The following is a 20745-nucleotide window of genomic DNA, read 5'->3' as shown; positions in this document are numbered from 1 at the left end:
CGTTGGTGCGATTGATTTCCGGCCGCTTATAGGACGCCCAGCGGAAATCGAAAGCGCGATGAAGGAAATTTGCCGCAGGTGGCACAAAAATTATGGCCGCCCGCAACAGAGTGGCCATAAATGGAAGGTCGGGCAGAGACTTCGCCTCTCCCAAACCCGCCCTACTTGTCGAGCATCATCACCATTTCGTCGGGCCGCACGACGTTGAGGTTGCTGCGCAGCAATTCGCCGGCCAGATCGGGATCGACATGGTTCTGGTCGAGCAGGCCGACCCGGTTCTTCAGATGATCGCGGGCCAGGCGAAGTTCGGCCAGCTTGGCCCGGCGCTCTTCCAGCATGTGCTGGTTCTCCGTCCAGGCGATCAGCCCGCTGGGTCCGGCGATCACGAAGGCCCCCATCAACAGGAGCAACGCAAGCGCGACACCCTGAATCAGGCGTTCCTTGGCAAGGCTGGCGTCCTGGCGCATGGCGGAAGAGTTGGACCTCATGAAAAGCGATAGAATCATAAGTGATTCCACGTTGCAAGCGAATTGATAACCGATTCGCCGGGCGGCGGAACAGGCCGTAACGGAGCCTGTCATCGCAATACCGGGCATATTGGTGTTGATAACTTCAGCGCAGCTCTTCCGGGCGTTAACCGGTGAACACAGCCCTTTATAGCGTGAGACCGGAAGATGTTTCCAACCGCGCGCAAAATCCTCTAGGCGCTCCCGATGCTGACGATCCGCGACATCACCGTTCGCCTTGGCGGGCGTACCATTCTCGACCAGGCCGCTGCCACGATTCCCAAGGACGGCAAGGTCGGCCTGATCGGCCGCAACGGCGCGGGCAAGTCCACGCTCGTGAAGGCCATCATCGGCGAGCTTGAGCCCGACGAAGGTTCCATCGAAATGCCGCGCCGCGCGCGCCTCGGCTACATCGCCCAGGAGGCGCCTGCCGGCGACCGCAGCGCGCTTCAGGCCGTTCTCGACGCCGACGCCGAGCGCATGTCGCTGCTGGCCGAAGCCGAGACCTGCACCGACCCGAACCGCCTGGGCGACGTGCACGATCGGCTGATCGCGATCGACGCCTATACCGGCGAAGCCCGCGCGGCGCGCATCCTCGTCGGTCTGGGTTTCGACGAGGAGATGCAGAACCGTCCGCTCGACAGCTTCTCGGGCGGCTGGAAGATGCGCGTGGCCCTGGCCGGCCTGCTGTTCTCGCAGCCCGACGTGCTGTTGCTCGACGAACCCTCTAACCACCTCGATCTCGAAGCGACGCTCTGGCTGGAGAATTTCCTCCAGACATATCCCAAGACGCTGATCGTGATCAGCCACGAGCGCGACCTGCTCAACAACGTGGTCGATCACATCCTGCATCTGCAGCAGGGCAAGCTCACCCTCTACCCCGGCACGTACGACAGCTTCGAGCGCATCCGCGCAGAGCGCGCCGCCCAAGCCGCCGCCGCGCGCGCCAATCAGGACGCGCAGCGCAAGAAACTGGCCGACTATGTCGCCCGCAATTCCGCGCGCGCCTCCACCGCCAAGCAGGCCCAGTCGCGCGCCAAGATGCTGGCGAAGATGCAGCCGATCGCCGCCATGGCTGAGGATTCGTCGCTCAGCTTCGACTTCCCCAGCCCCGACGAACTGCGCCCGCCTTTGGTGACACTGGACCTTGCCTCAGTGGGCTACGAGGCGGAGAAGCCTATTCTTCGCCGCCTGAACCTGCGCATCGATCCGGAGGACCGCATCGCCCTGCTGGGCCGCAACGGCAACGGCAAGACCACGCTGGCGCGCCTGCTCGCCCGCCAACTCGAACCCATGGAAGGTTCGCTGTCCTTCTCGCCCAAGATCCGCATCGGCTACTTCACCCAGTACCAGGTGGAGGAACTGCCTTCCGACTCGACCCCGCTCGAACTGATGACGCGGGCCATGACCGACAAGCCGCCGGTCGCGGTGCGCGGGCAGCTTGGCCGCTTCGGCTTTTCCGGCAACCGGGCCACGGCAGGTATCGGAACGTTGTCCGGCGGTGAGCGCGCGCGCCTCGCCCTCGCGCTCGTGACCCGCGATGCTCCGCATATGCTGATCCTCGACGAACCGACCAACCACCTCGACGTCGATGCCCGCGAGGCACTGGTGCAGGCGCTCAACGACTTCGCCGGGGCGGTAATCCTGGTCAGCCACGACCGCCACATGGTCGAACTGGCGGCGGACCGCTTGGTGCTCGTCGATCAGGGCACCGCCGAGAACTACGAGGGTTCGATGGAGGACTACATCGACTTCGTGCTCGGGCGGAACCAGCCCAAGTCGGGTGATAAGGCTCAGGTCGAAGGAAAGCCCGCGCGCAAGAACGGCGCGGTCGCGCGGGAAGAACTGAAGGCCCTGCGCAAGAAGGTGTCCGAGACGGAAACCCGCATGAAGCGGATCCAGCAGCAGCTCGACGCGCTCGACGCTGCGCTGGCGGACCCGTCATCGATAAAGGGCGACCTCGCAAAGCTGGGGATCGGCGAGATCGGCAAGCGCCGCACCCAGGCGGCCGAGGAACTGGAACAGGCCGAACTGAGTTGGTTTGCAGCCAGCGAGGCCATGGACGAGTACATGGGCGTGACGGCGTGAGCGTCGCCTTCCGGCGCGACGGTGACGAGGAGCATCTCGAGCCCAAGTTCGAAGTGCCGATCCCGCCGGGCCCCAATCTCGTGACCGCCGCCGGCCTTGCGTTGGTGAAGGCGCGGATCGCGGCCCTGGAGGAGCAGGTCGCCGCCCTTGCCGACGAAACCGCGCTCAATACGGCAAAGCGCGATCTGCGCTACTGGAAGAATCGGCTGACAACGGCGGAAGTTCAACCGGCGCCGTCGGGCGATCGGGCGATGTTCGGCCACCGCGTGCGCTTCACGTTGTCCGGCAAGACACGCGAGGTCAGAATCGTCGGGCATGACGAAGCCGATCCGGCCAAGGGGGACCTTGCCTTCACCGCTCCCCTCGCCCGTGCATTGCTCGGAACAGAGGTGGGTGATTTGATAGACTTCAACGGGCGGGAAGAGGCGATCGAGGTTCTGAGCCTCGCCTGACGGACCCACGGCGGCAGAACATGCCGGCGTCCCACCTCCAAAACAGAAAAGGCGGAAAAAGGGACTGGGTCCTTTTTCCGCCTTTTCGTTTAACCCTTAGACCGGATCACCAGTTGCCCTTGCGGGGCTTCTTGTGAAACGGCTTGCCGCCGCCACCGCTGCGCTCCTGACGAGGACCGCCCGTAGGACGCGGCTGATAGTTTCCGCGAGGTCCGTCTTCACGGCCATGCGGCTTGCGACCTCGGCCTTGCGGCCCTTCGCGGCGACGATCGCGCGCAGCATCGCGCGGCGTGTCGGTGGCTGGCTGGATGCGGATGGTGTTCTCCACATCGCCGCTTTCGTCGTTTGCCGTGCGCTCGACCGAGCGCATGAACTGGTCAGCCTGCGCGCGCGGAATCTGGAAGTAGGTTTCGTTGCTGTTGATGCGGATCTGCCCCACCGCATTGCGGGTGACGTGACCGCGACGGCACAGCAGCGGCAGGATCCAACGCGGATCGGCATTCTGCTGACGGCCGATGTCCATGGTGAACCACACGACGTCGTCGAAGCCCGGACGCTGGCGCGCTTCGCGAGCCTCGGGGCTGTTGCCGATCAGCTCTTCCGGCTGCGGCATGGCGGCGCGGTGTGCGCGCACGAGTGCTGCCGCCAGGTCTTCCGCGCTGACCTTTTCAAGAATTTCACGGGCGATCTCGCGATCTTCCTCATCGGCCTCGACCGGCGCCAGCAGCTTTTCCATCAGACGGCCACGGTCGGCCGCACGGATGACATCGGGAGTCGGCGCAGCGATCCACTCGGCCTCGATCCGGGCGCCGCGCAGCATGCCTTCGACGCGGCGACGGCGCGGGAACGGCACGATGAGCACGGCAGTGCCCTTCTTGCCGGCGCGGCCGGTGCGGCCAGAGCGGTGCTGAAGCGTCTCGGCATCGCGCGGGATCTCGACGTGGATCACCAGCGTCAGCGAGGGCAAGTCGATGCCGCGCGCGGCGACGTCAGTGGCGACGCAGACGCGGGCCCGCTTGTCGCGCAGCGCCTGGAGCGCATTGTTGCGCTCGTTCTGCGAATGCTCGCCCGACAGCGCCACGGCCGAGAAGCCGCGTTCGGTCAGGGTCGAGTGCAGGTGCTTCACGTTGTCGCGCGTGGCGCAGAACAGGATCGCGGTTTCGGCGTCGTGAAGGCGCAGCAGGTTGACCACGGCATTTTCAACGTCGGCGGGAGCAACGGTGACGGCCTGATAGGTGATATCGCCATGACCGCGATTTTCGCTCACGGTGGAAATGCGCAGCGCGTCGGTCTGGTAGCGGCGAGCCAGCGCCTCGATCGGGCGCGGCATCGTCGCCGAGAACAGCAGCGTGCGGCGGGTTTCGGGGCTGGCGTCGAGCAGCTCTTCCAGATCCTCGCGGAAGCCCATGTCGAGCATTTCGTCGGCCTCGTCGAGTACGACGACGCGCAGCGCCGAGAGGTCGAGCTTGCCGCGCTCCAGGTGGTCGCGCAGACGGCCCGGCGTGCCGACGACGATCGTCGCACCGCGTTCGAGGGCCTTGCGCTCACGCACCGGGTCCATGCCGCCGACGCAGGTAACGATCCGCGCGCCGGTCTTGCCGTAGAGCCATTCCAGCTCGCGGCTGACTTGCTGCGCGAGTTCGCGCGTGGGGGCGATGGCGAGGGCCAGCGGCGCCTCGGCGTAAGGGATGGAGCTGTCCGCCAGAAGTTCGTCGCTCATGGCGATGCCGAAGGCGACGGTCTTGCCGGAGCCGGTCTGTGCGGAAACCACCAGGTCGCGCCCACGCGCCTCGGCTTCGGCGACGGCGGCCTGGACCGGGGTCAGATTCTCATAACCCTGCGCGGTCAGCGCATCGGAAAGAGGTTGGGGGAGCTGGGAAAAAGTCATGCGTTTCGAATCTGTCCTATGCCGCTGAAGCGGTCTGTCTGAGTGGGCCTGATATGGAGTGCGCGACCCAAGGGGCCCTTCTTGCGCCGCTCCATAGACAAAAAACTCGCGTTTGGCGCGCACCAATTTCATAAAAGGCAACAACGGCCTTGCGCAGGCGGAAAATTTTCGTTCGCGGCCCGGTATAGCGGGCTTTTCGTCATGGGATCTTCATGCACCGCTTCTACGCCGCGCCCTGAGGTGCAGGGAGCGAAGTATGACCGAAGATCCGCGCCGCAAGCGCCTGCTCGCCTCTATCCATGACGTCGGTCCCGGTTCCGCAGGGGCGGTCAGCCGGCTCGCAGACATGTTCGAACGTCGCCTGGAGAGCCAGCGTTTCGCGATGCTTGTCGTTCCCGACCATTGGGGATGCCATCCGCTCTCCGGCGACATGGCGTTCAAGGCACGGCTGCGCGGCTGGGCCGAGGCGGGAATCGAAATGTTCGTGCACGGCTGGTATCACAAGGACACCGCACGGCATCGCGGAGCGGCGAAGTTCAAGGCCCGGCACATGACCGCCGGCGAGGGAGAATTTCTCGGGCTCGACGCAGCCACGGCGCTCGCCCGCATGCTGGACGGCAAGGCCTTGATCGAGGATGTCATCGGCCGTCCGGCAGCGGGCTTCATCGCGCCGGCCTGGCTCTACGGAGAAGGCGCGCGCGTTGCCCTGCGCCGGGCCGCTTTCCCGATCGCCGAAGATCATTGGCGCGTCTGGCGCCCTGCGGACGAGCGCATCCTGGCGCGCGGCCCGGTCGTGACCTGGGCCAGCCGCTCGGTCCCGCGCCTCGCATCGTCGCTTGCCGTTGCCGCCCTCGCCCGAGCCGCGCTGCCGGCCTCCAGGATCGTGCGGGTCGCGGCGCATCCGGGAGACGTCACCAAGGCCTCGCTCCTGGCCAGCATCGACCTGACGCTGCATCGCTTCGCCGCTACCCACGCGCCCTCGGCTTACGCCGATCTGGGAGGATATGTGCCGGATAGTGACGATTTGACAGCACTTTCACGTCCGGGCGATGACCGCACCCAGCACCGTCACGAATCCGACATGGCCGCCCCATAGGAGCCCTCGCCATGAGGAGCAGCTCGACAGCCCCGCCATCAGGCGTCGCCCGGCAGTCCAGCGTCCCGTGGGGATTTGCATGAAGGACGCGCTGAAGATCGTCATACCCATCCACAGCCTGGATCCGGGCGGCGTGGAACGCGTGGCCCTGGGCCTCGCCGGGCATTGGCAAAGGGCCGGTCATCAGGTCACGATCGTGCTCGGCCGTCCCGGCTGCGATCGCCTCGCGAGCGCGCCGCCGCTGGATTACTGGCAGATCCCCTCGCGGCTCTCCACGGCGTCTTGGGAAACCCCCTGGATGGTCTACTGCCTCTACAGCTATCTGATCGAGCACCGGGCCGACGTTCTGTTCCTTCCGGGAAACACTTATGCGGTCGTCGGTGCCGCGATGAAGCTGCTGCTGGGCGACCATGAACCGCCCATGGCGCTCAAGGTCAGCAATACGTTTCACCGGCCGGACATGCCGGCGCTGCTCCGGCAGGGCTACGGCATCTGGCTGCGTGCCCAGGGGCGCCTGTTCGAGCGGCTGGTCGGGCTTTCGGAACCCATGGCGCGCGAAATCCGGCAAGCTACCGGCGCAACGTCGTCCCGGATCGACGTGATCGCCAATCCGATCCTTCCGCGCTCGCGCCTGCGGGCCCTGGGCAAGCTCGATCGCCGCGCCCCGTCCATCTGGGGTACGCGCTACCTCACGGCCGGGCGTCTCGTTCCGCAGAAGAACCACGCCATGCTGCTCCGCGCCTTCGCACGCGCCGCCCGGCCATCGGACACCCTGACAATAGCCGGCGAAGGCCCTGGACGCTCCGCTCTCGAACAGCTTGCCGCCGAATCGGGCATTGCCGATCGCGTGAGACTGGCCGGCCATGTCGCCTCCATCGATCCCCTCCTGGAACAGGCGGACGCGTTCGTCCTGAGTTCCGATTACGAAGGGCTTCCGGGCGTCGTCGTGGAGGCTCTTGCCGCAGGTCTCCCGGTTCTCTCGACGGATTGCTGCGCCAGCATGCGTTGCCTGGTGGAAGACGGCCGGACGGGACTGCTTGTGCCCCGAGACGATGAAGCCGCCTTCGCCGAAGGACTCGCCCGCATCCGCGAGTTCAGGGGCGACGCCCAGCGCGCCCGCACCATCGCCGCCCGCTACGAAGTGGCGGACGCCGCCGATCGCTACATCGACATGATGATGACGCTTCGCCGCGAGCGCGAAAGCCGGCGGCGTCACGATCGGGAACTGAGCACCTGGGCGCGGCACGCGCCCTGGCGCCGGTCGCTTTGACTCCGATCCCCTCGCGGAGACGTTCGTGACAGATACTGCCGCCGTCCTGGCACCCGACATCCAGCTGGTCCCGCAGGACCGCCGTCCGCGCCTCGGCCGCAATGTCCTGTTCTCCACGGCGCTCTCGCTGGCCGTGATCGTAGCCGTGTTCCACGAGACTCGCGGGCTGGATCTGCGGCATCTTTCCGCGATGCTCCCGGCAAGCCCGCTGTTCTGGGCGCTGTTCGCCGCAAGCTACTTCGTCACGCCTGCAAGCGAATGGCTGATCTTCCGCCGTCTCTGGGGCGTCCCGGCATCGGGCCTGCTCGCGCTGCTGCGCAAGAAGGTCTACAACGAACTGCTGCTGGGTTATCTGGGAGAAGCCTACTTCTACACCTGGGCGCGGCGGCGCGTCGCGCTCGATGCTGCGCCTTTCGGGGCCGTGAAGGACGTGGCCATCCTTTCGGCCATGACCGGCAACGGCGTCACCATGGTGCTGCTGGCGATCATCGTGCCGATCATGGGCATGGCCCGCCTGGCCGTCGATGCGGCGATGGTCGCGGTGTCGCTGGGCGTACTGGTGGCCATTTCGGCCCTGGCGATGGTCTTCCGGCGCCGGGTCTTCACCCTGCCGCGGCAGGATCTGGTGATGATCACGCAGGTGCATCTCGCCCGTATCGCCGTGACGACGCTGTTCAATGCCCTGCTGTGGCACCTGGTGCTTCCGCAGGTGCAGCTTTCCTGGTGGCTATTCCTCGCGACCCTGCGGCTCCTGGTGTCGCGCCTGCCGCTGATCCCGAACAAGGACCTGCTCTTCGCCGGCGTGGCGGTGCTGGCGCTCGGCCATGAACAGGACATCGGCGCCCTGATGACGCTGATGGCAGGGCTGATCCTGGCGGCCCACCTCGTGCTCGGCGGCGCTTTGGCGATCCGGGATCTCGCCGCACCGGAGCAACCGGCATGAAGATCGTCGATGTCTGCGCCTTCTACTCGCCCCAGGGCGGCGGGGTGCGTACTTACGTGGAACAGAAGATGCGGATTGGACCGATGCTCGGGCACGAGATCGTCATCCTCGCTCCCGGCGACGAAGATGCCGTCATAGAGCGCCGTCCGGGCGCAAGGATCGTGACGATCAAGAGCCCGCGCTTTCCGCTCGATCGCAAATACGGCTATTTCGCGGAAGCCGAACGGCTCTATGCCGCGCTCGATGCCGAAGCGCCCGATTTCGTCGAGGCGACATCGCCCTGGCGCAGCGCCGGGCTGGTGGCCAACTGGCCGGGCGCCGCGCCGCGCAGCCTGGTCATGCATGCGGATCCGCTGTCCGCTTATGCCTATCGCTGGCTGGGCAACATCTTCTCGCGCCGGACGATCGACCGCCAGTTCTCGATCTTCTGGGAGCATCTGCGGCGGCATAGCCGCAAGTTCGATCACGTCGTCTGCGCCAACCGCGACCTCTCGCGCCGCCTGGACGAGGGCGGCGTGCGGCACACGGTGACGATCCCAATGGGCGTGGAGGCGGGCTGCTTCTCGCCGGCCCTGCGCGACAGGTCGCTGCGCGCCCGGCTCTTGGCGGACTGCGGCTTGCCCGAAAGTGCCGCGCTGTTGCTGGCCGTGGGTCGCCTTGCGCCGGAGAAGCGCTGGCCCATGGTCATCGACGCGGTCGGCCTGGCCAGCCAGCAAAGCCCGATCGGCCTGGTCATGTTGGGCGAAGGGCGCGAACAGCGTACGATCCTGCGCCACATCGCCGGCAATCCGCACGTCCGCCTGTTCGCGCCGGAACGCGACCGCGCCGCCTTCGCCCGGATCATGGCCAGTGCGGATGCCCTCGTCCATGGCTGCGAAGCGGAGACTTTCTGCATGACCGCCGCCGAAGCGCGCGCCAGCGGCCTGCCGGTCGTCGTTCCCGATGCGGGCGGCGCGGCGGACCATGCCTCCGGCGGCGCGGGGCGGACATATGCGGCGGCAGACTGCAACGCGGCGGCGGCGGCGATCCTGGAGGTCGTGCGGGAACGCCCTCGCCCTGCCGTACAGGCAAGATCGATGGATGAACACTTCCGGGAGCTTTTCGCTGCCTACGCTCTCTGCCGCGAGGGAGGACGCAGAGCGGCCTGATGGTTACTCGGCGCTCTGCCAGCCACCGCCCAGCGCGAGGAACACCGCGATTTGATCGTCCACCAGCGCCGCCTCGGCCGCGGCACGGTTGACTTGCGCCGTCGCCAGAGCACCTTGCGCGCTCAGCAGATTGAGGAAGTCGCTGCGACCGAAGCGGAACAGTTTCCCGGCCTGCTGCGCCGAGAGGGCCGCGCTGTCGCTGGCGCGGCTGAGCGCGGTGGCGCGGTCGGTGTCGCGCGCATAAGTTTCCAAGGCCGTTTCGGTGCCGCGCAAGGCATCGAGCACGGTCTGGTCGAACCGGGCGATATCCGCCTCGACCTGGGCATTGGCCGCCTCGATCCGCGCGCGAACGATCGGCCGGTTGGGGAACGACCAGCTCAGCAGCGGTCCGAGACTGAACCCGAAGCTGTTCGACTTGCCGATGTTCTCCAGCTTGCCGCTGTTGATGATGCCGCCGCCGATGCTCACCGTCGGGTAGAGGTCTGCCGTGGCGACACCGATAAGCGCCGTGCTGCCGGCGATCGTGCGTTCGGCCTGGCGGATGTCGGGGCGACGGCGGATCAGCGCGGCGCCGTCTCCGATCGGCATCGGCTGAGACAGGCGGGGCAGAGCCGCACAGTTCTCCACTTCCCTCGGGTAATCGGCGGGCGCCCTGCCCAGCAGGGTCGCGAGCAGGTAGAGCGCCGCCTGGCGCTTGGCCTGGAACGCCGGCAAGTTCGCCCGGCTGCTCTCGACGGCGCTGCGGGCGCGGCTGACATCGAACGCGGTGCCGCGACCGCCCCGCTGCAGGCGCCCCGTCGCTTCCAGGGTCTGCTGTTGCAGGTTGACGACCTTTTGCACCGTCGCGATCTGGTAGTTCGCCGCGCAGACATCGGCGTAGGCTTTGGCGGCCGAGGCGGCTACGCTGATCCGCACCGCGTCGCGCGCCGCTTCCACCGCTTCACGGTCCGCCAGGCTGCTCTCGATAGCCCGCCTGATCTTGCCGTTGAGATCGAGCGGGTAGGAAAGCGTCAGGCCGAGATCGTATGTCAGCACGCCGGGCAGGTTGGTTCCGGCCGACACGGGCGAATAGTCGCGCTCCAGATCGGCATCGGCTCCGACTGTGGTATTGAGCGCCCTCTGCCCGGCAGTCTCCCGCACGATCGCATCGGCCCTGCGCAAGTTCGCATCAGCGGCGCGGATGTTGGCGTTCGCTGCCAGAGCCTGTTCGACGAGGCTGTCGAGTTGCGGATCGTCGTAGAGCCGCCACCAGCGGTCGGGCAGATCCGCTTGAGAGAACTCCGGCCCCTGCCCGGACACGAACGCACCGTTCGCGGCAGGCGTTGTTGCCACCGCGTTTTCCGGCGGTGCGTAGTCCGGCCCGGCCGTGGCGCAACCGGCCAGAAGTGCCAGCGCGACGAGAGAAGCGGTGTAGCGGATCACTGCGCGGCCTCCATCGAAGGCGCCGGCTGGATTTGCGCCGGCTTAGCCGGCTTGCCCTGGCCGGGCTGTTCGATCGTCACGGTGGCGGTGCGGCCGGAGATGAGGTTCACATCCTTGGGCACCTGCGTCAGGCGAACGCGGACCGGAATGCGCTGGGCGAGGCGGACCCAGGTGAAGGTCGCGTCCACGCTCGGCAGGAGGTTGCGAGAATCGCTGCGGGTGGTGTCGTTGATGCCGGCGGCTATGCTTTCGACCACGCCCTTCAGCGGGCGGTCCTCGCCCATCAACACGACCGTCACCGGCGATCCGACATGGATATTGCCGAGCTTGGTTTCCTCGAAATAGCCTTCGACACGAACGGAATCGCTATCGATCAAAGCCATCGCCTGCGTGCCCGGCGCCACATAGTCGCCCGGGTGCAGGTCGAGGTTGGTGACGGTGCCGTTGACCGAGGCGTGGACGTTGGTACGGGCGAGATCGAGCTTGGCCTTGTCGAGCGCGCTCATCGCCTGGTCGAGAGCCGCACGCGCCGTCGCGACGGCGGCCACGTTCTGCTCATGGGTTTCGGTCGCCACCAGGTCGCCCAGCGCGAGATCGCGCTTCGCCTCGCGCTGCGCCTGACCCAGCCGCGCCTGGGCGCTGGTCACGGCGGCCCGCGCCTGTTCGACTGCCAGCGAATAGCGCGGACGGTCGATCACAAAGAGCAGGTCGCCCGCCTTGACCGTCTGGTTGTCCCTGACCTCGACCGACGTGACGAGCCCCCCGATATCCGGCGTCACGCGCACGACATCGGCGCGCACGCGGCCGTCGCGTGTCCACGGGCTGTCCTCGTAATGGCGCCAGAGCCAGATCGCGATGGCGGCGGCGAGGATGACGAGGACAGTGGTGGCAAGACTGGGAGCGACGCGGGCAAGAAAGCGCTTCATTGGCGGAAACCGATCATGGGGGAGGCCCAGACGAGAAGCCCGAGCACGAGGATGTAGAGACACAGGTCCACCATCGCCCGATAGGCGAAGAGGCGGTAGAAACCGGTGACGTTGGCGATGCGCATCAGCACCAGGGTGATGGCCGAAGCGATGATCGCGAGGACGAGCAGAGTGGGCAGGAAGACCCCGTCGATGGAAACTTCCCCTCTCATGCGGGTGCCTCCATCGAAGCTGCGCTCGGCTTGGGGGCGGAGGCTGGGAAGAGATTGCGGCGCAGGCTAACCAGCCCCAGCGCCCCTGCCCGGCTGAGTTGCGGGTCTTCGTCGTTCAGGACGGCGGTCATGGCAATGTCGATATCCTCGAGCAGGATGGGATCTGCGGGCGCGGGCTTGTCGGGATCGAGAGCGCGGTAGTATTCGCCGACTTTCTGGAGAACTTCGGTAAGCGGCCCGCGCTTGGAGGGCGGCATGTCGAGGCGCAGTTCACGAAGTTCACCGATCGCGACGCCGGTGCGCAGGTCGCGCAGGGCGTCATAGAGCGGCGCGCCGGGCGAACGGCCGGCCATGGCGAGGCGCGGCGCCAGAAGCGCGATCCGGTCCAGCATGCGGTTGATCCAGGCGCGCACGTTGGGCGCGCTCATCAGGTTGGCGCGCTCGGCGATATCCGCCCAGCCGGCCCGGACGGTGCGCCGGATCGCGGCGCGCGTGCCGGTCGAGTTCAGCAGGCGAATGACCACGATCGCATAGAGAATGCCGACGAGCTGCGCGAAGGCGCCGTTCACGAAGCTGGCGAAGCCGCCGACGTATTGGTCCGAAACGAGGACGGGCGATCCCAGCCCCAGCAGCATCGGCAAAGCGATCCCGGCCCAGCGCGGTGACTGCATGAGCGCCCCCAACATGAGCAGCATCGGCGCCATTGCCAGGGCATATTCGACGAAACCGTCGAGCCGCGGCAAGAGTACGAACCCGTAGAGCAGCCCGATCAGGGTCGCTATGAACGTGCCGGTGAAGAACGTGCGCAAGGGCGCCAGCGGATCCGGAGCGGCAGCGAACAGGGCAGTGAAGACGCCGGCGAGCATGACGGCAGTGGCACCCTCGTGCCAGCCGCTGCCGATCCACAGCGCGCAGCCGATGACGATGGTGAGGAATGCACCGATGGCGCCGCGGGTGGCTCCGCCGACATCGACATGAAGCTCCCGCCCTCGCCGTCCTTCCACCAGTTCCGCCGCACGCGGGCTGACGGGCCTGGTGCTTGGCGTAGCCAGCTGTTCCGCCAGGATCCGGCAGTCGCGATGGGCCCCAATCAGCGCTGAAAGCCGCGACAGGAGGCTGAGCAGGATCAACTCGTTCCAGGAGGCGTCCGGCCCAACTTCAGGTTCGAGTGCACGGCTACGCCGCTGCAAGGCCACGGCGGCCTCTTCACGCTCCGCAAGCGACAACGCGTTCAACTGCCCGAACCAGTCGCGTGCATCCGCCAGCAGTTTCTCCACATCGGCAGGAATGGCCTTCGCGGCATCGAGCTGCGCAATCCGATCGGTCACGGCGGCGCCCAGCGGCATGATGAGCGAGAGTTGATCCTGCAAGGCCCGCACCGTGCGGATGCGCGGCGCTATCCGCGTGGTCTCGTAAGGGAGATGGATGGACAGTTGGTGAAGTTCGGTGACGTCGAGGGCAAGGCGCTGGCGCTCCTTGTCGATCGTCGCGTCCGGTTCGGCGTGCAGCGAGTCTCGCGACCAGCGCTCCGCGTCGTCCAGGATGGTAGAGACGCGTTGCAGCATGAATGCGGAGACGGATCTCGGAAACACCAGTGCATGAACGAAGCTGCTGCAGACGATACCGATCGTGATCTCCTGCACGCGCAGGCTGGCGACGGTGAAGATCGTCTCGGGCACGTCCACGCTCGGCAGCACGATGAGCACCGCCGTGTAGCCCGCAAGCACGAAGGCGTAGGATCGCGGCGTACGGTCCAGCAGCGACACAAAGACACAGAGAGCCAGCCACGCCCCCGTTCCGATGACCAGCAATTCAGGCGCCTGAACGAGGTTGGGCACCAGGATCACGGCCATGCCTGCCCCGACGAAAGTGCCGACTACGCGGAACATCGCTTTCGATACCACCGCGCCGGCTAGTGGCTGCGCCACAATGTACGAGGTCAGGAACGCCCAGTAAGGACGCTCCAGGCCGATGGAGAGCGATATGTAGATAGCCAGCATCGAGGCCAGGTAGGCCTTCACGGAGAACAGCGCGGCGTCCATTCCGAAACGCTTCGTCATTGCCGGGCGGCGCTTTCCGCAATGCGCGCGGAGATGCGATCCAGCACCCGCACGACAGTCTCGACATCTTCGGTTGAAATGCCATCGAGGAGGCTCGCACGCAACTCGATCAATCGCTTATCGATGCGCTTGGCAGCGACGAGGCCTTCCTCGGTCAGCCGCAAGTGCTTGGCCCGGCGATCGTTGTCATCGGCCACGCGCTCGAGCAGCCCGGCGTCTTCGAGCAAGTGCAGGGTCCGCACCAATGAAGGCTCGGTCACGTTGATGGCACGCGCAAGGTCGCCCTGCCGCACCGCACGGCCGAGACGCAGCAGATGGACAAGCGCCCAGCCCGAGGAGTTCGATACCCCCAGGGACGACAGTGCCGAATCGGCCAGTTGTTGCCATGAACGCGAAACCGGCCCCAGCCTTGCAGCCAGAGCCTTCTCGCTCGATTGTCGATCTTGCATGAGGCGGTAATTAGACGGCTAACTATTCCGCGCAAGCTGGTTTGACGTGGATATTATGTGATCGGCGTTGAGGTTATTGCAACCTAGCGATCCATTCGCCGCGTTCCTGCGAGGGTGGCGCCGCCGGGATCGACCCGCTAAGTCACTGCAAATGCCTATCGTGTCCCGGAGAATGACCTTGCGCCGATCGATCCTGGCTTTCGGCCTGCCGGCTCTCGTGCTTGCGGCCGGCTCACCCGCCTTGGCCCAGCCCACCGCTCTGCTGGAGCGGCCGGCAAGCGCACAACCGCAAAAGCGGGCGCAATCGGCGACGGCGCCCCATGCCATGGTCGCCGCCGCCAATCCGCTCGCAGTCAAAGCCGGCACCGACATCCTCAAGGCAGGAGGCTCCGCCGTGGATGCGGCCGTGGCGATCCAGGCCGTGCTCGGCCTTGTCGAGCCGCAAAGCTCCGGTCTCGGCGGCGGGGCCTTCATGGTCTATTACGATGCCAAGACCCGCCAGGCGACGGCCTACGACGGCCGCGAAGTCGCACCTGCCGGAGCCAGCGATCGGCTGTTCCTCGACAAGGACGGCAATCGCCTGCCGTTCGTCGAGGCGGTGCTCGGCGGTATCTCCACGGGCGTGCCCGGAGCGGTAGCGATGCTCGACATGGCGCATCGCGATCACGGCAAGCTACCCTGGTCCGGCCTGTTCGATGAGGCTCGCTCCCTGGCGACTGACGGCTTCACCGTCAGCCCGCGTTTGGCCGGGATGATCGCCAGCAAGGCCCCCCAAGCCTCGGCACCGGACGCGAAGCGCTACTTCACCAAGGCCGACGGTACGCCATACGTCGCTGGCGACCGGCTCAGGAACGCGGACTATGCGCAGTCGCTGGACCGCATAGCCCGCTACGGCGCCTCCGGCCTTCTCACCGGGCCGCTCGCCCAAAAGATCGTCGACAGGGTGCATCAGGACTCCCGGCCCGGCACGATCACGCTGGCGGACCTGGCGAACTACCGCCCCCATTCCGGCCCTGCGCTTTGCCGTCCCTACCGCGTCTATCTGGTCTGCACACCGCAGGCGCCCTCGGGCGGCCCCGGATTGCAGATCGCGCTGGGCGTGCTCGAACATACCGACATCGCCAAGCGTGACGCGTCCGACGAGAAGGCCTGGTTCCAGTTCGCGCAGGCGAGCCGCCTGGCCTATGCCGATCGCGACCGCTACGTCGGCGATCCCGCCTTCGTACAGGTTCCGCTGAACGGACTGCTCGCCACGGCCTACCTCCAGCGCCGGGCGGCAGAGATCGGCGAACGCGCCGGCCCGGTGACCTTCGGCCTGCCCGACGGCGCGCCGAAGGTCGGACCCGATACGACTCAGGAGCCGGGCGGCACCAGCCACATCGTCATCGTCGACGCCGCAGGCAACGTCGTTTCCATGACCACCACGGTCGAGAGCATTTTCGGTTCCGGACGAATGGTCGGCGGGTTCTTCCTCAACAACCAGCTCACCGATTTCTCGTTCAGCCCCACCGATCCCGACGGCGCGAAGGCCGCCAACGCCCCTGCCCCCGGTAAGCGCCCCCGCTCGAGCATGGCGCCCGCCATCGTCCTGACGCCGCAGCGCAAGTTCGTGGCGGCGGCGGGATCGCCGGGCGGCTCGGCGATCCAGGCCTACAACCTGAAGGTGCTGGTGGCCCTGCTGGACTGGAAGATGACGCCGCAGGAAGCCGTCTCGCTGCCCAACCTCGTCGCCAAGGGAGACACCTACAGCGCGGACGCGTTTCCGCAGCCGATCTTGGAAGCCCTGGCAGCGCGGAACATGCCGCTGTCCACCTCCAAGGGAGAGGAGTCCGGCCTGCAGGCCGTCATCGCCACGCCGAAGGGCTACGTCGGCGGTGCCGATCCCCGGAGAGAGGGCGTAGCGCGCGGGTTCTGATCGGAAGGTTCCGATCCCGATCGTCTCGCCTCGTTGACCCTTGCCTTGTTGATCGGCGCATGATCTTGCCTTAGGGGCCGCCGCCTTCACCGCCCCCCGATTCACGCGCAGCCGTTTCGATCGCGCTGCTTCAGCAAGAGAAACGACATATGGCAGGCGACCGGGACAGCAGCGATCCGCGCCTTAGGACATCGGCCGGCAGCCTCGGGCTCATGGCGGCGGTTGCGCTGGTCATGGGGAACATGATCGGCTCGGGCGTCTTTCTGCTGCCCGCCAGTCTGGCGCCGTTCGGCTGGAACGGGGTGATCGGCTGGCTGGCGACGATCAGCGGCGCCCTCGTCCTCGCTTTCGTCCTGAGCCGGCTGACCCATGCCCGTCCTTCCGCTGGCGGCCCCGCCGGTTTCGTAACCGAAGCGTTCGGACGGCGCGCGGGCTTCTTCATAAGCTGGATCTACCTCGTCTCGCTCTGGACCTCGGTCGTGACGATCGCAGTGGCGGCCGTCAGCTACCTGTCGAGCATGATGCCGTTCCTGGGGCGCGGAGCCTACGTTCCGGCACTCGCCGCCATTGCGCTACTCTGGCTGATGACGCTCATCAACCTGCGAGGAACCCGAGCCGCAGGCGGGTTCCAGATCGTGACGCTAGGGCTGAAGGTGATCCCCTTGCTGGTCGTGATCTTCCTGGCCGTCTACGTCGTCTCGAGCGGACAGGCCTCTCTTCCCCGCTTCGACGCTACGGAAGTGAATGCCGGTGCCGTCAACGGGGCGGCCACTCTCACCCTCTGGGCGCTGCTCGGCTTCGAGTCCGCAAGCGTCGCAGCGGCGCGCGTCCGCAGACCGGAAGTCAATGTGGCACGCGCGACGCTCTGGGGCACCGCCCTGACAGGCGTGCTCTACCTCATGGTCTGTTCGGCCATCGCACTGCTGCTGCCGAGAGACCAGGCCGCCCACTCGGCAGCGCCCTTCGCCACGTTCGTCTCCCGGTTCCTCGACGGAGACGTCGCCACCCTGGTCGCGATCTTCGCCGTCATCAGTTGCATCGGCGCCCTGAACGGCTGGACATTGCTGGAAGCGGAGATGGTGCGCGACATGGCCGCGCGCCGCCTGCTGCCCGCCTGGTTCGCCGAGACCGATGCGCGCGGCACCGCCCGGCGCGCGCTGCTGATCTCCGCCGTGGTCGCCAGCCTGTTCGCGGCGATGAACGCCAGCCGGACGATGCAGGCGCTGTTCGAGTACCTGCTGCTGCTTTCCACTTCGGCAACGCTCTGGCTTTACCTCGCCTGCGCTCTGGCGGCGCTAAAGCTGGGCGTCGCGCGGGTGCCGGCGCTGGTCGGAACGCTTTACGCGCTCTGGACGCTGTGGGGCGCCGGCATCGGCGCCAGCGGACTGAGCTTCGTCCTGATGGTGCTGGGCCTGCCGATATGGCTCTGGCTTCGGCGCAGCGACGTGGATTAGACCCGCCGCATGACTATCCGGTACGATGCCTTGATCATCGGCGGCGGCCACAACGGTCTCGTCTGCGCGTTCTATCTCGCCCGGGCGGGGCTGAAGGTCCGCATTCTGGAACGCCGCGACGTGATCGGCGGCGCTGCCGTGACGGAAGAGTTCCACCCCGGCTTTCGCAATTCGGTCGCCAGCTATACCGTCAGCCTGCTCCAGCCGAAGGTCATCGCCGACATGCGGCTGGCCGACCATGGCTACCGTGTGATCGAACGGCCGATCTCGAACATGCTGCCGCAGGAAGACGGCGGCTACCTGAAGCTGGGCGGGGGGCTGGAGCGCACGCAGGCGGAGTTCCGCCGCTTCTCCAAGCACGATGCCGAGGCGCTGCCGGCCTACTACGACGCGCTGGAGACGGTTGCGGACGTGCTGCGCGATCTTGCCCTGAAGTGCCCGCCCAACGCCGGCGAAGGCTGGCGCGGACTGATCGATGCGGCGTTCCAGGGGCGCAGGCTTGCAGGCCTCCCCATCGAGGCTCAGCGCGACGTGCTCGACCTCTTCACCAAGTCCGCCCGCTCGCTGCTGGACGGCTGGTTCGAGAGCGAAGCGGTGAAAGCCGCCTTCGGTTTCGACGCCGTGGTCGGCAACTACGCTTCGCCGGATACGCCGGGCAGCGCCTATGTCCTGCTGCACCATGTCTTCGGCGAGGTGAACGGCAAGAAAGGCGCTTGGGGGCACGTGATCGGCGGCATGGGTACGATCACGCGCATCATGGGTGAGGTTTGCCGCGCGCTGGGCGTGGAGATCAGCCTCGAAAGCCCGGTCGATCGGGTACTCGTCGATGGCGGCAAGGTCGCGGGCGTACGCTTGGAAAGCGGCAAGGAGATCCCCGCCCTGCGCGTGATCGCGAATGTCGGGCCGAAGCTGCTCTACGGCAGAATGATCGGACAAAGCGACCTACCGCCCGACTTCCGCCGCCGCATGAGCGGCTTCAAGGCGGGCAGCGGCACTTTCCGCATGAACGTCGCGCTTTCCGAACTCCCCCGGTTCACGTGCCTTCCTACAAGCCAGCCGGGTGGAGTGGGCGAGCATCACCGGTCCGGAATCATCATCGCACCGACACTCGACTACATGGACCGCGCTTTCCTGGATGCGAAGAGCCATGGCTGGTCGAAGAAACCGATCGTCGAGATGCTGATCCCCTCGGCCGTGGACGACAGCCTTGCGCCGGAGGGCCAGCATGTCGCCAGCCTGTTCTGCCAGCAGTTCGCGCCGGAACTGCCTGCCAAGGATGATGGCACTCCGCGTGACTGGGACGCCGAGGAAAGCAAGGCGGCGGACACCGTGATCGATACCATGGAAGAATATGCCCCCGGCTTCCGCGCCTCGATCCTCGGCAGGCAGGTGCTCAGTCCGAAGGGACTGGAGCGCAAGTTCGGTCTGGTCGGCGGCGACATCATGCACGGCAACCTGACGCTGGACCAGATGTGGTCGGCCCGCCCGGTGCTGGGGCACGGCGCCTATCGCGGGCCGGTCAAGGGGCTTTACATGTGTGGTTCTGGTACTCATCCCGGCGGCGGCGTGACAGGCGCGCCTGGGCACAACTGCGCGCATGAAGTCATTGCGGACCGCAGGCGCTTTGGAAATCCTTACCGCCGTTTCGTCCCTTCCCCGGCTCATTCCGCCGATTAAAGACAGACCTGTTCCGATCCTGTTGGTTGAAGCTCAGGACGAGCGGCCCCTTCCCCGGATGATCATGCGGGAGCAGCGGAAGTTCGGCGGGTCGCGAACAAATGGGAAGACGGTTTGCCTGAAACTCTCACTATCGATGCGCGGCGCCGGTCCGATGCCATTTCGGTTGCCCGCGTCATCTGCATTCTCGGCGTGGTCTACGTCCATGCCTGGACCGGCCTGACCGGATACGACCTCCAGCTTGCCCACGGTACTCCGCAGGAAAACTTGCGCTGGGTGCTGATGGACGTGTTCGGCCGCAGCGCCGTGCCCCTGCTGGGACTGATTTCCGGCTGGCTGGTCGCCGGATCGAGCCGCACGTTCGACTGGGCGAGCCATGTCGGGCGCAAGGCCAAGACGATCCTGCTGCCGATGGTGCTCTGGAATGCGCTGGCCATTCTGCTCGTCTCCGGCGCGGCGGTGGCGACACGGCTCGCCGCCCCCACGCCGCAGTCGCTGGACTGGATCTTCCAGGAAGTCTTCATCGCCAGCCGCAATCCCGACATTAACGTCCAGATGCCGTTCCTGCGCGACCTGTTCCTCTGCATGCTGCTGGCGCCGCTGCTCGTGCGCTGCGGAAAGCGCACTCTGCTGGCGATCGCGCTGGTAGCGGCCGTGTGTCAGATCGCCGGATGGGGGCCGCCCGTGTTCATGCGCGCCTCAATCCCCTTCTTCTTCACGCTCGGCATCATCGCCCGGCGCGAGAACCTGTCTGACCAGATCGCGGCGTGGCCCCTGCTTGCCGCCATGACGCCTTTCGCCGTGCTGACCGCCGTGCAGCTCTACTTCACGCTGGTTGTGGACTGGTCGCCGATCAGCCTTCCCGCGGCGACGCTCGACCTTGCCGTGCGCATTTCGGCAGCACTGGCCTATTGGCGCATCTCCTGGGGGCTGGCCGGAACCATAGTGCGGCGCCCGCTGCTCAAGATCGAGCCTTTCGCGTTCTTCCTGTTCTGCTCGCACCTGATCCTGATATGGCTGGGTGGTCCGCTGCTCGGCCGACTGTTCGGAACGCTCGGCTCGCCGCTCTATCCTGTCTACCTCGTGACCCAGCCCCTGATCGTACTGCTGGCCGTGGTCCTGCTGGGCACCCTGCTCAGCCGCGCGGCCCCCGGCCCAGCGCGGATCCTGAGCGGCGGACGGCTGAGCGGAAAGAGCACCGGAAAGAGGCTGGCGACCGCGTGAGCCGCCAGCCGCTTC

The 20745-nt window shown here is 66.5% G+C and carries 17 protein-coding genes; 10 read left to right on the top strand and 7 right to left on the bottom strand.

Translation table 11 applies throughout. The features are described from left to right. Positions 1-161: 161 nt before the first annotated feature. Entirely contained in the window at positions 162-488 is a 327-nt protein-coding gene (locus L284_RS43935; protein WP_031343053.1) for an FtsB family cell division protein, read from the bottom strand. A gap of 225 nt (positions 489-713) precedes the next feature. On the opposite strand from L284_RS43935, the gene L284_RS43930 reads away from it, so the two are divergent. Next, entirely contained in the window at positions 714-2594 is a 1881-nt protein-coding gene (locus L284_RS43930; protein ID WP_021235773.1) for an ABC-F family ATP-binding cassette domain-containing protein, read from the top strand. After that, entirely contained in the window at positions 2591-3046 is a 456-nt protein-coding gene (locus L284_RS43925) for a GreA/GreB family elongation factor (protein ID WP_021235772.1), read from the top strand. Before L284_RS43930 ends, L284_RS43925 begins: the two co-directional genes overlap by 4 nt. Positions 3047-3152: 106 nt before the next feature. Here L284_RS43925 and L284_RS43920 read toward each other — a convergent pair whose 3' ends face one another. Continuing rightward, a complete protein-coding gene (locus tag L284_RS43920; protein ID WP_021235771.1) occupies positions 3153-4934 on the bottom strand; it encodes a DEAD/DEAH box helicase in 1782 nt (593 codons plus the stop codon). 256 nt (positions 4935-5190) lie between these two features. Between L284_RS43920 and L284_RS43915 the strand changes: the two genes are divergently transcribed. The 4 genes from L284_RS43915 to L284_RS43900 all read left to right on the top strand — a co-directional run bounded on the left by L284_RS43915 (position 5191) and on the right by L284_RS43900 (position 9391). Further along, complete coding sequence (locus tag L284_RS43915; protein WP_021235770.1) at positions 5191-6030, top strand: DUF2334 domain-containing protein; 840 nt, start codon at positions 5191-5193, stop codon at positions 6028-6030. A 79-nt stretch (positions 6031-6109) separates the two neighbouring features. Next, complete coding sequence (locus tag L284_RS43910; RefSeq protein ID WP_021235769.1) at positions 6110-7300, top strand: glycosyltransferase; 1191 nt, start codon at positions 6110-6112, stop codon at positions 7298-7300. 25 nt (positions 7301-7325) lie between these two features. Further along, complete coding sequence (locus L284_RS43905) at positions 7326-8243, top strand: hypothetical protein (RefSeq protein WP_021235768.1); 918 nt, start codon at positions 7326-7328, stop codon at positions 8241-8243. After that, positions 8240-9391: a glycosyltransferase gene (locus L284_RS43900; protein WP_021235767.1), complete on the top strand. Its 1152-nt coding sequence runs from the start codon at positions 8240-8242 to the stop codon at positions 9389-9391. The genes L284_RS43905 and L284_RS43900 overlap by 4 nt, the downstream gene beginning before the upstream one ends. 3 nt (positions 9392-9394) lie before the next feature. Here L284_RS43900 and L284_RS43895 read toward each other — a convergent pair whose 3' ends face one another. The 5 genes from L284_RS43895 to L284_RS43875 are packed head-to-tail and all read right to left on the bottom strand — an operon-like array spanning position 9395 to position 14460. Further along, positions 9395-10810 carry an efflux transporter outer membrane subunit gene (locus L284_RS43895; RefSeq protein WP_407635855.1) on the bottom strand — a complete coding sequence of 472 codons (1416 nt, stop codon included), beginning with the start codon at positions 10808-10810 and terminating at the stop codon, positions 9395-9397. After that, positions 10810-11739: an efflux RND transporter periplasmic adaptor subunit gene (locus L284_RS43890; RefSeq protein ID WP_021235765.1), complete on the bottom strand. Its 930-nt coding sequence runs from the start codon at positions 11737-11739 to the stop codon at positions 10810-10812. The genes L284_RS43895 and L284_RS43890 overlap by 1 nt, the downstream gene beginning before the upstream one ends. Beyond that, entirely contained in the window at positions 11736-11951 is a 216-nt protein-coding gene (locus tag L284_RS43885; RefSeq protein WP_021235764.1) for a DUF1656 domain-containing protein, read from the bottom strand. Before L284_RS43885 ends, L284_RS43890 begins: the two co-directional genes overlap by 4 nt. Next, positions 11948-14011, bottom strand: a complete 2064-nt coding sequence (locus L284_RS43880; protein ID WP_021235763.1) for an FUSC family protein — start codon at positions 14009-14011, stop codon at positions 11948-11950. The genes L284_RS43885 and L284_RS43880 overlap by 4 nt, the downstream gene beginning before the upstream one ends. After that, positions 14008-14460, bottom strand: a complete 453-nt coding sequence (locus tag L284_RS43875) for a MarR family winged helix-turn-helix transcriptional regulator (RefSeq protein WP_021235762.1) — start codon at positions 14458-14460, stop codon at positions 14008-14010. Before L284_RS43875 ends, L284_RS43880 begins: the two co-directional genes overlap by 4 nt. Before the next feature lie 172 nt (positions 14461-14632). Here L284_RS43875 and L284_RS43870 point away from each other — a divergent pair, with 172 nt between their 5' ends. From L284_RS43870 to L284_RS43855, 4 genes are all read left to right on the top strand, one after another. Beyond that, a complete protein-coding gene (locus tag L284_RS43870) occupies positions 14633-16375 on the top strand; it encodes a gamma-glutamyltransferase family protein (RefSeq protein WP_021235761.1) in 1743 nt (580 codons plus the stop codon). Positions 16376-16524: 149 nt separating this feature from the next. Continuing rightward, the gene (locus L284_RS43865; protein WP_021235760.1) at positions 16525-17829 is read left to right on the top strand and encodes an amino acid permease; all 1305 of its coding nucleotides are present in this window, start codon (positions 16525-16527) and stop codon (positions 17827-17829) included. Positions 17830-17838: 9 nt separating this feature from the next. Further along, on the top strand, positions 17839-19506 hold the full coding sequence (locus L284_RS43860) for a phytoene desaturase family protein (protein WP_021235759.1): 1668 nt from the start codon (positions 17839-17841) through the stop codon (positions 19504-19506). Positions 19507-19620: 114 nt separating this feature from the next. Continuing rightward, entirely contained in the window at positions 19621-20730 is a 1110-nt protein-coding gene (locus tag L284_RS43855) for an acyltransferase family protein (RefSeq protein ID WP_021235758.1), read from the top strand. Positions 20731-20745: the final 15 nt, after the last annotated feature.

Source organism: Novosphingobium lindaniclasticum LE124 (assembly GCF_000445125.1).
GTDB classification, from domain to species: domain Bacteria; phylum Pseudomonadota; class Alphaproteobacteria; order Sphingomonadales; family Sphingomonadaceae; genus Novosphingobium; species Novosphingobium lindaniclasticum.
Note: the sequence above shows the minus strand (reverse complement) of the source record. Positions and strands in the feature narration are given on the sequence as shown.

Bases quoted from the DNA above. Each gene is read 5' to 3' on its own strand.
- L284_RS43935 (WP_031343053.1), bottom strand. From the start codon at position 488: ATGAGGTCCAACTCTTCCGCCATGCGCCAGGACGCCAGCCTTGCCAAG.
- L284_RS43930 (WP_021235773.1), top strand. From the start codon at position 714: ATGCTGACGATCCGCGACATCACCGTTCGCCTTGGCGGGCGTACCATT.
- L284_RS43920 (WP_021235771.1), bottom strand. From the start codon at position 4,934: ATGACTTTTTCCCAGCTCCCCCAACCTCTTTCCGATGCGCTGACCGCG.
- L284_RS43915 (WP_021235770.1), top strand. From the start codon at position 5,191: ATGACCGAAGATCCGCGCCGCAAGCGCCTGCTCGCCTCTATCCATGAC.
- L284_RS43910 (WP_021235769.1), top strand. From the start codon at position 6,110: ATGAAGGACGCGCTGAAGATCGTCATACCCATCCACAGCCTGGATCCG.
- L284_RS43900 (WP_021235767.1), top strand. From the start codon at position 8,240: ATGAAGATCGTCGATGTCTGCGCCTTCTACTCGCCCCAGGGCGGCGGG.
- L284_RS43890 (WP_021235765.1), bottom strand. From the start codon at position 11,739: ATGAAGCGCTTTCTTGCCCGCGTCGCTCCCAGTCTTGCCACCACTGTC.
- L284_RS43885 (WP_021235764.1), bottom strand. From the start codon at position 11,951: ATGAGAGGGGAAGTTTCCATCGACGGGGTCTTCCTGCCCACTCTGCTC.
- L284_RS43880 (WP_021235763.1), bottom strand. From the start codon at position 14,011: ATGACGAAGCGTTTCGGAATGGACGCCGCGCTGTTCTCCGTGAAGGCC.
- L284_RS43875 (WP_021235762.1), bottom strand. From the start codon at position 14,460: ATGCAAGATCGACAATCGAGCGAGAAGGCTCTGGCTGCAAGGCTGGGG.
- L284_RS43870 (WP_021235761.1), top strand. From the start codon at position 14,633: ATGACCTTGCGCCGATCGATCCTGGCTTTCGGCCTGCCGGCTCTCGTG.
- L284_RS43865 (WP_021235760.1), top strand. From the start codon at position 16,525: ATGGCAGGCGACCGGGACAGCAGCGATCCGCGCCTTAGGACATCGGCC.
- L284_RS43860 (WP_021235759.1), top strand. From the start codon at position 17,839: ATGACTATCCGGTACGATGCCTTGATCATCGGCGGCGGCCACAACGGT.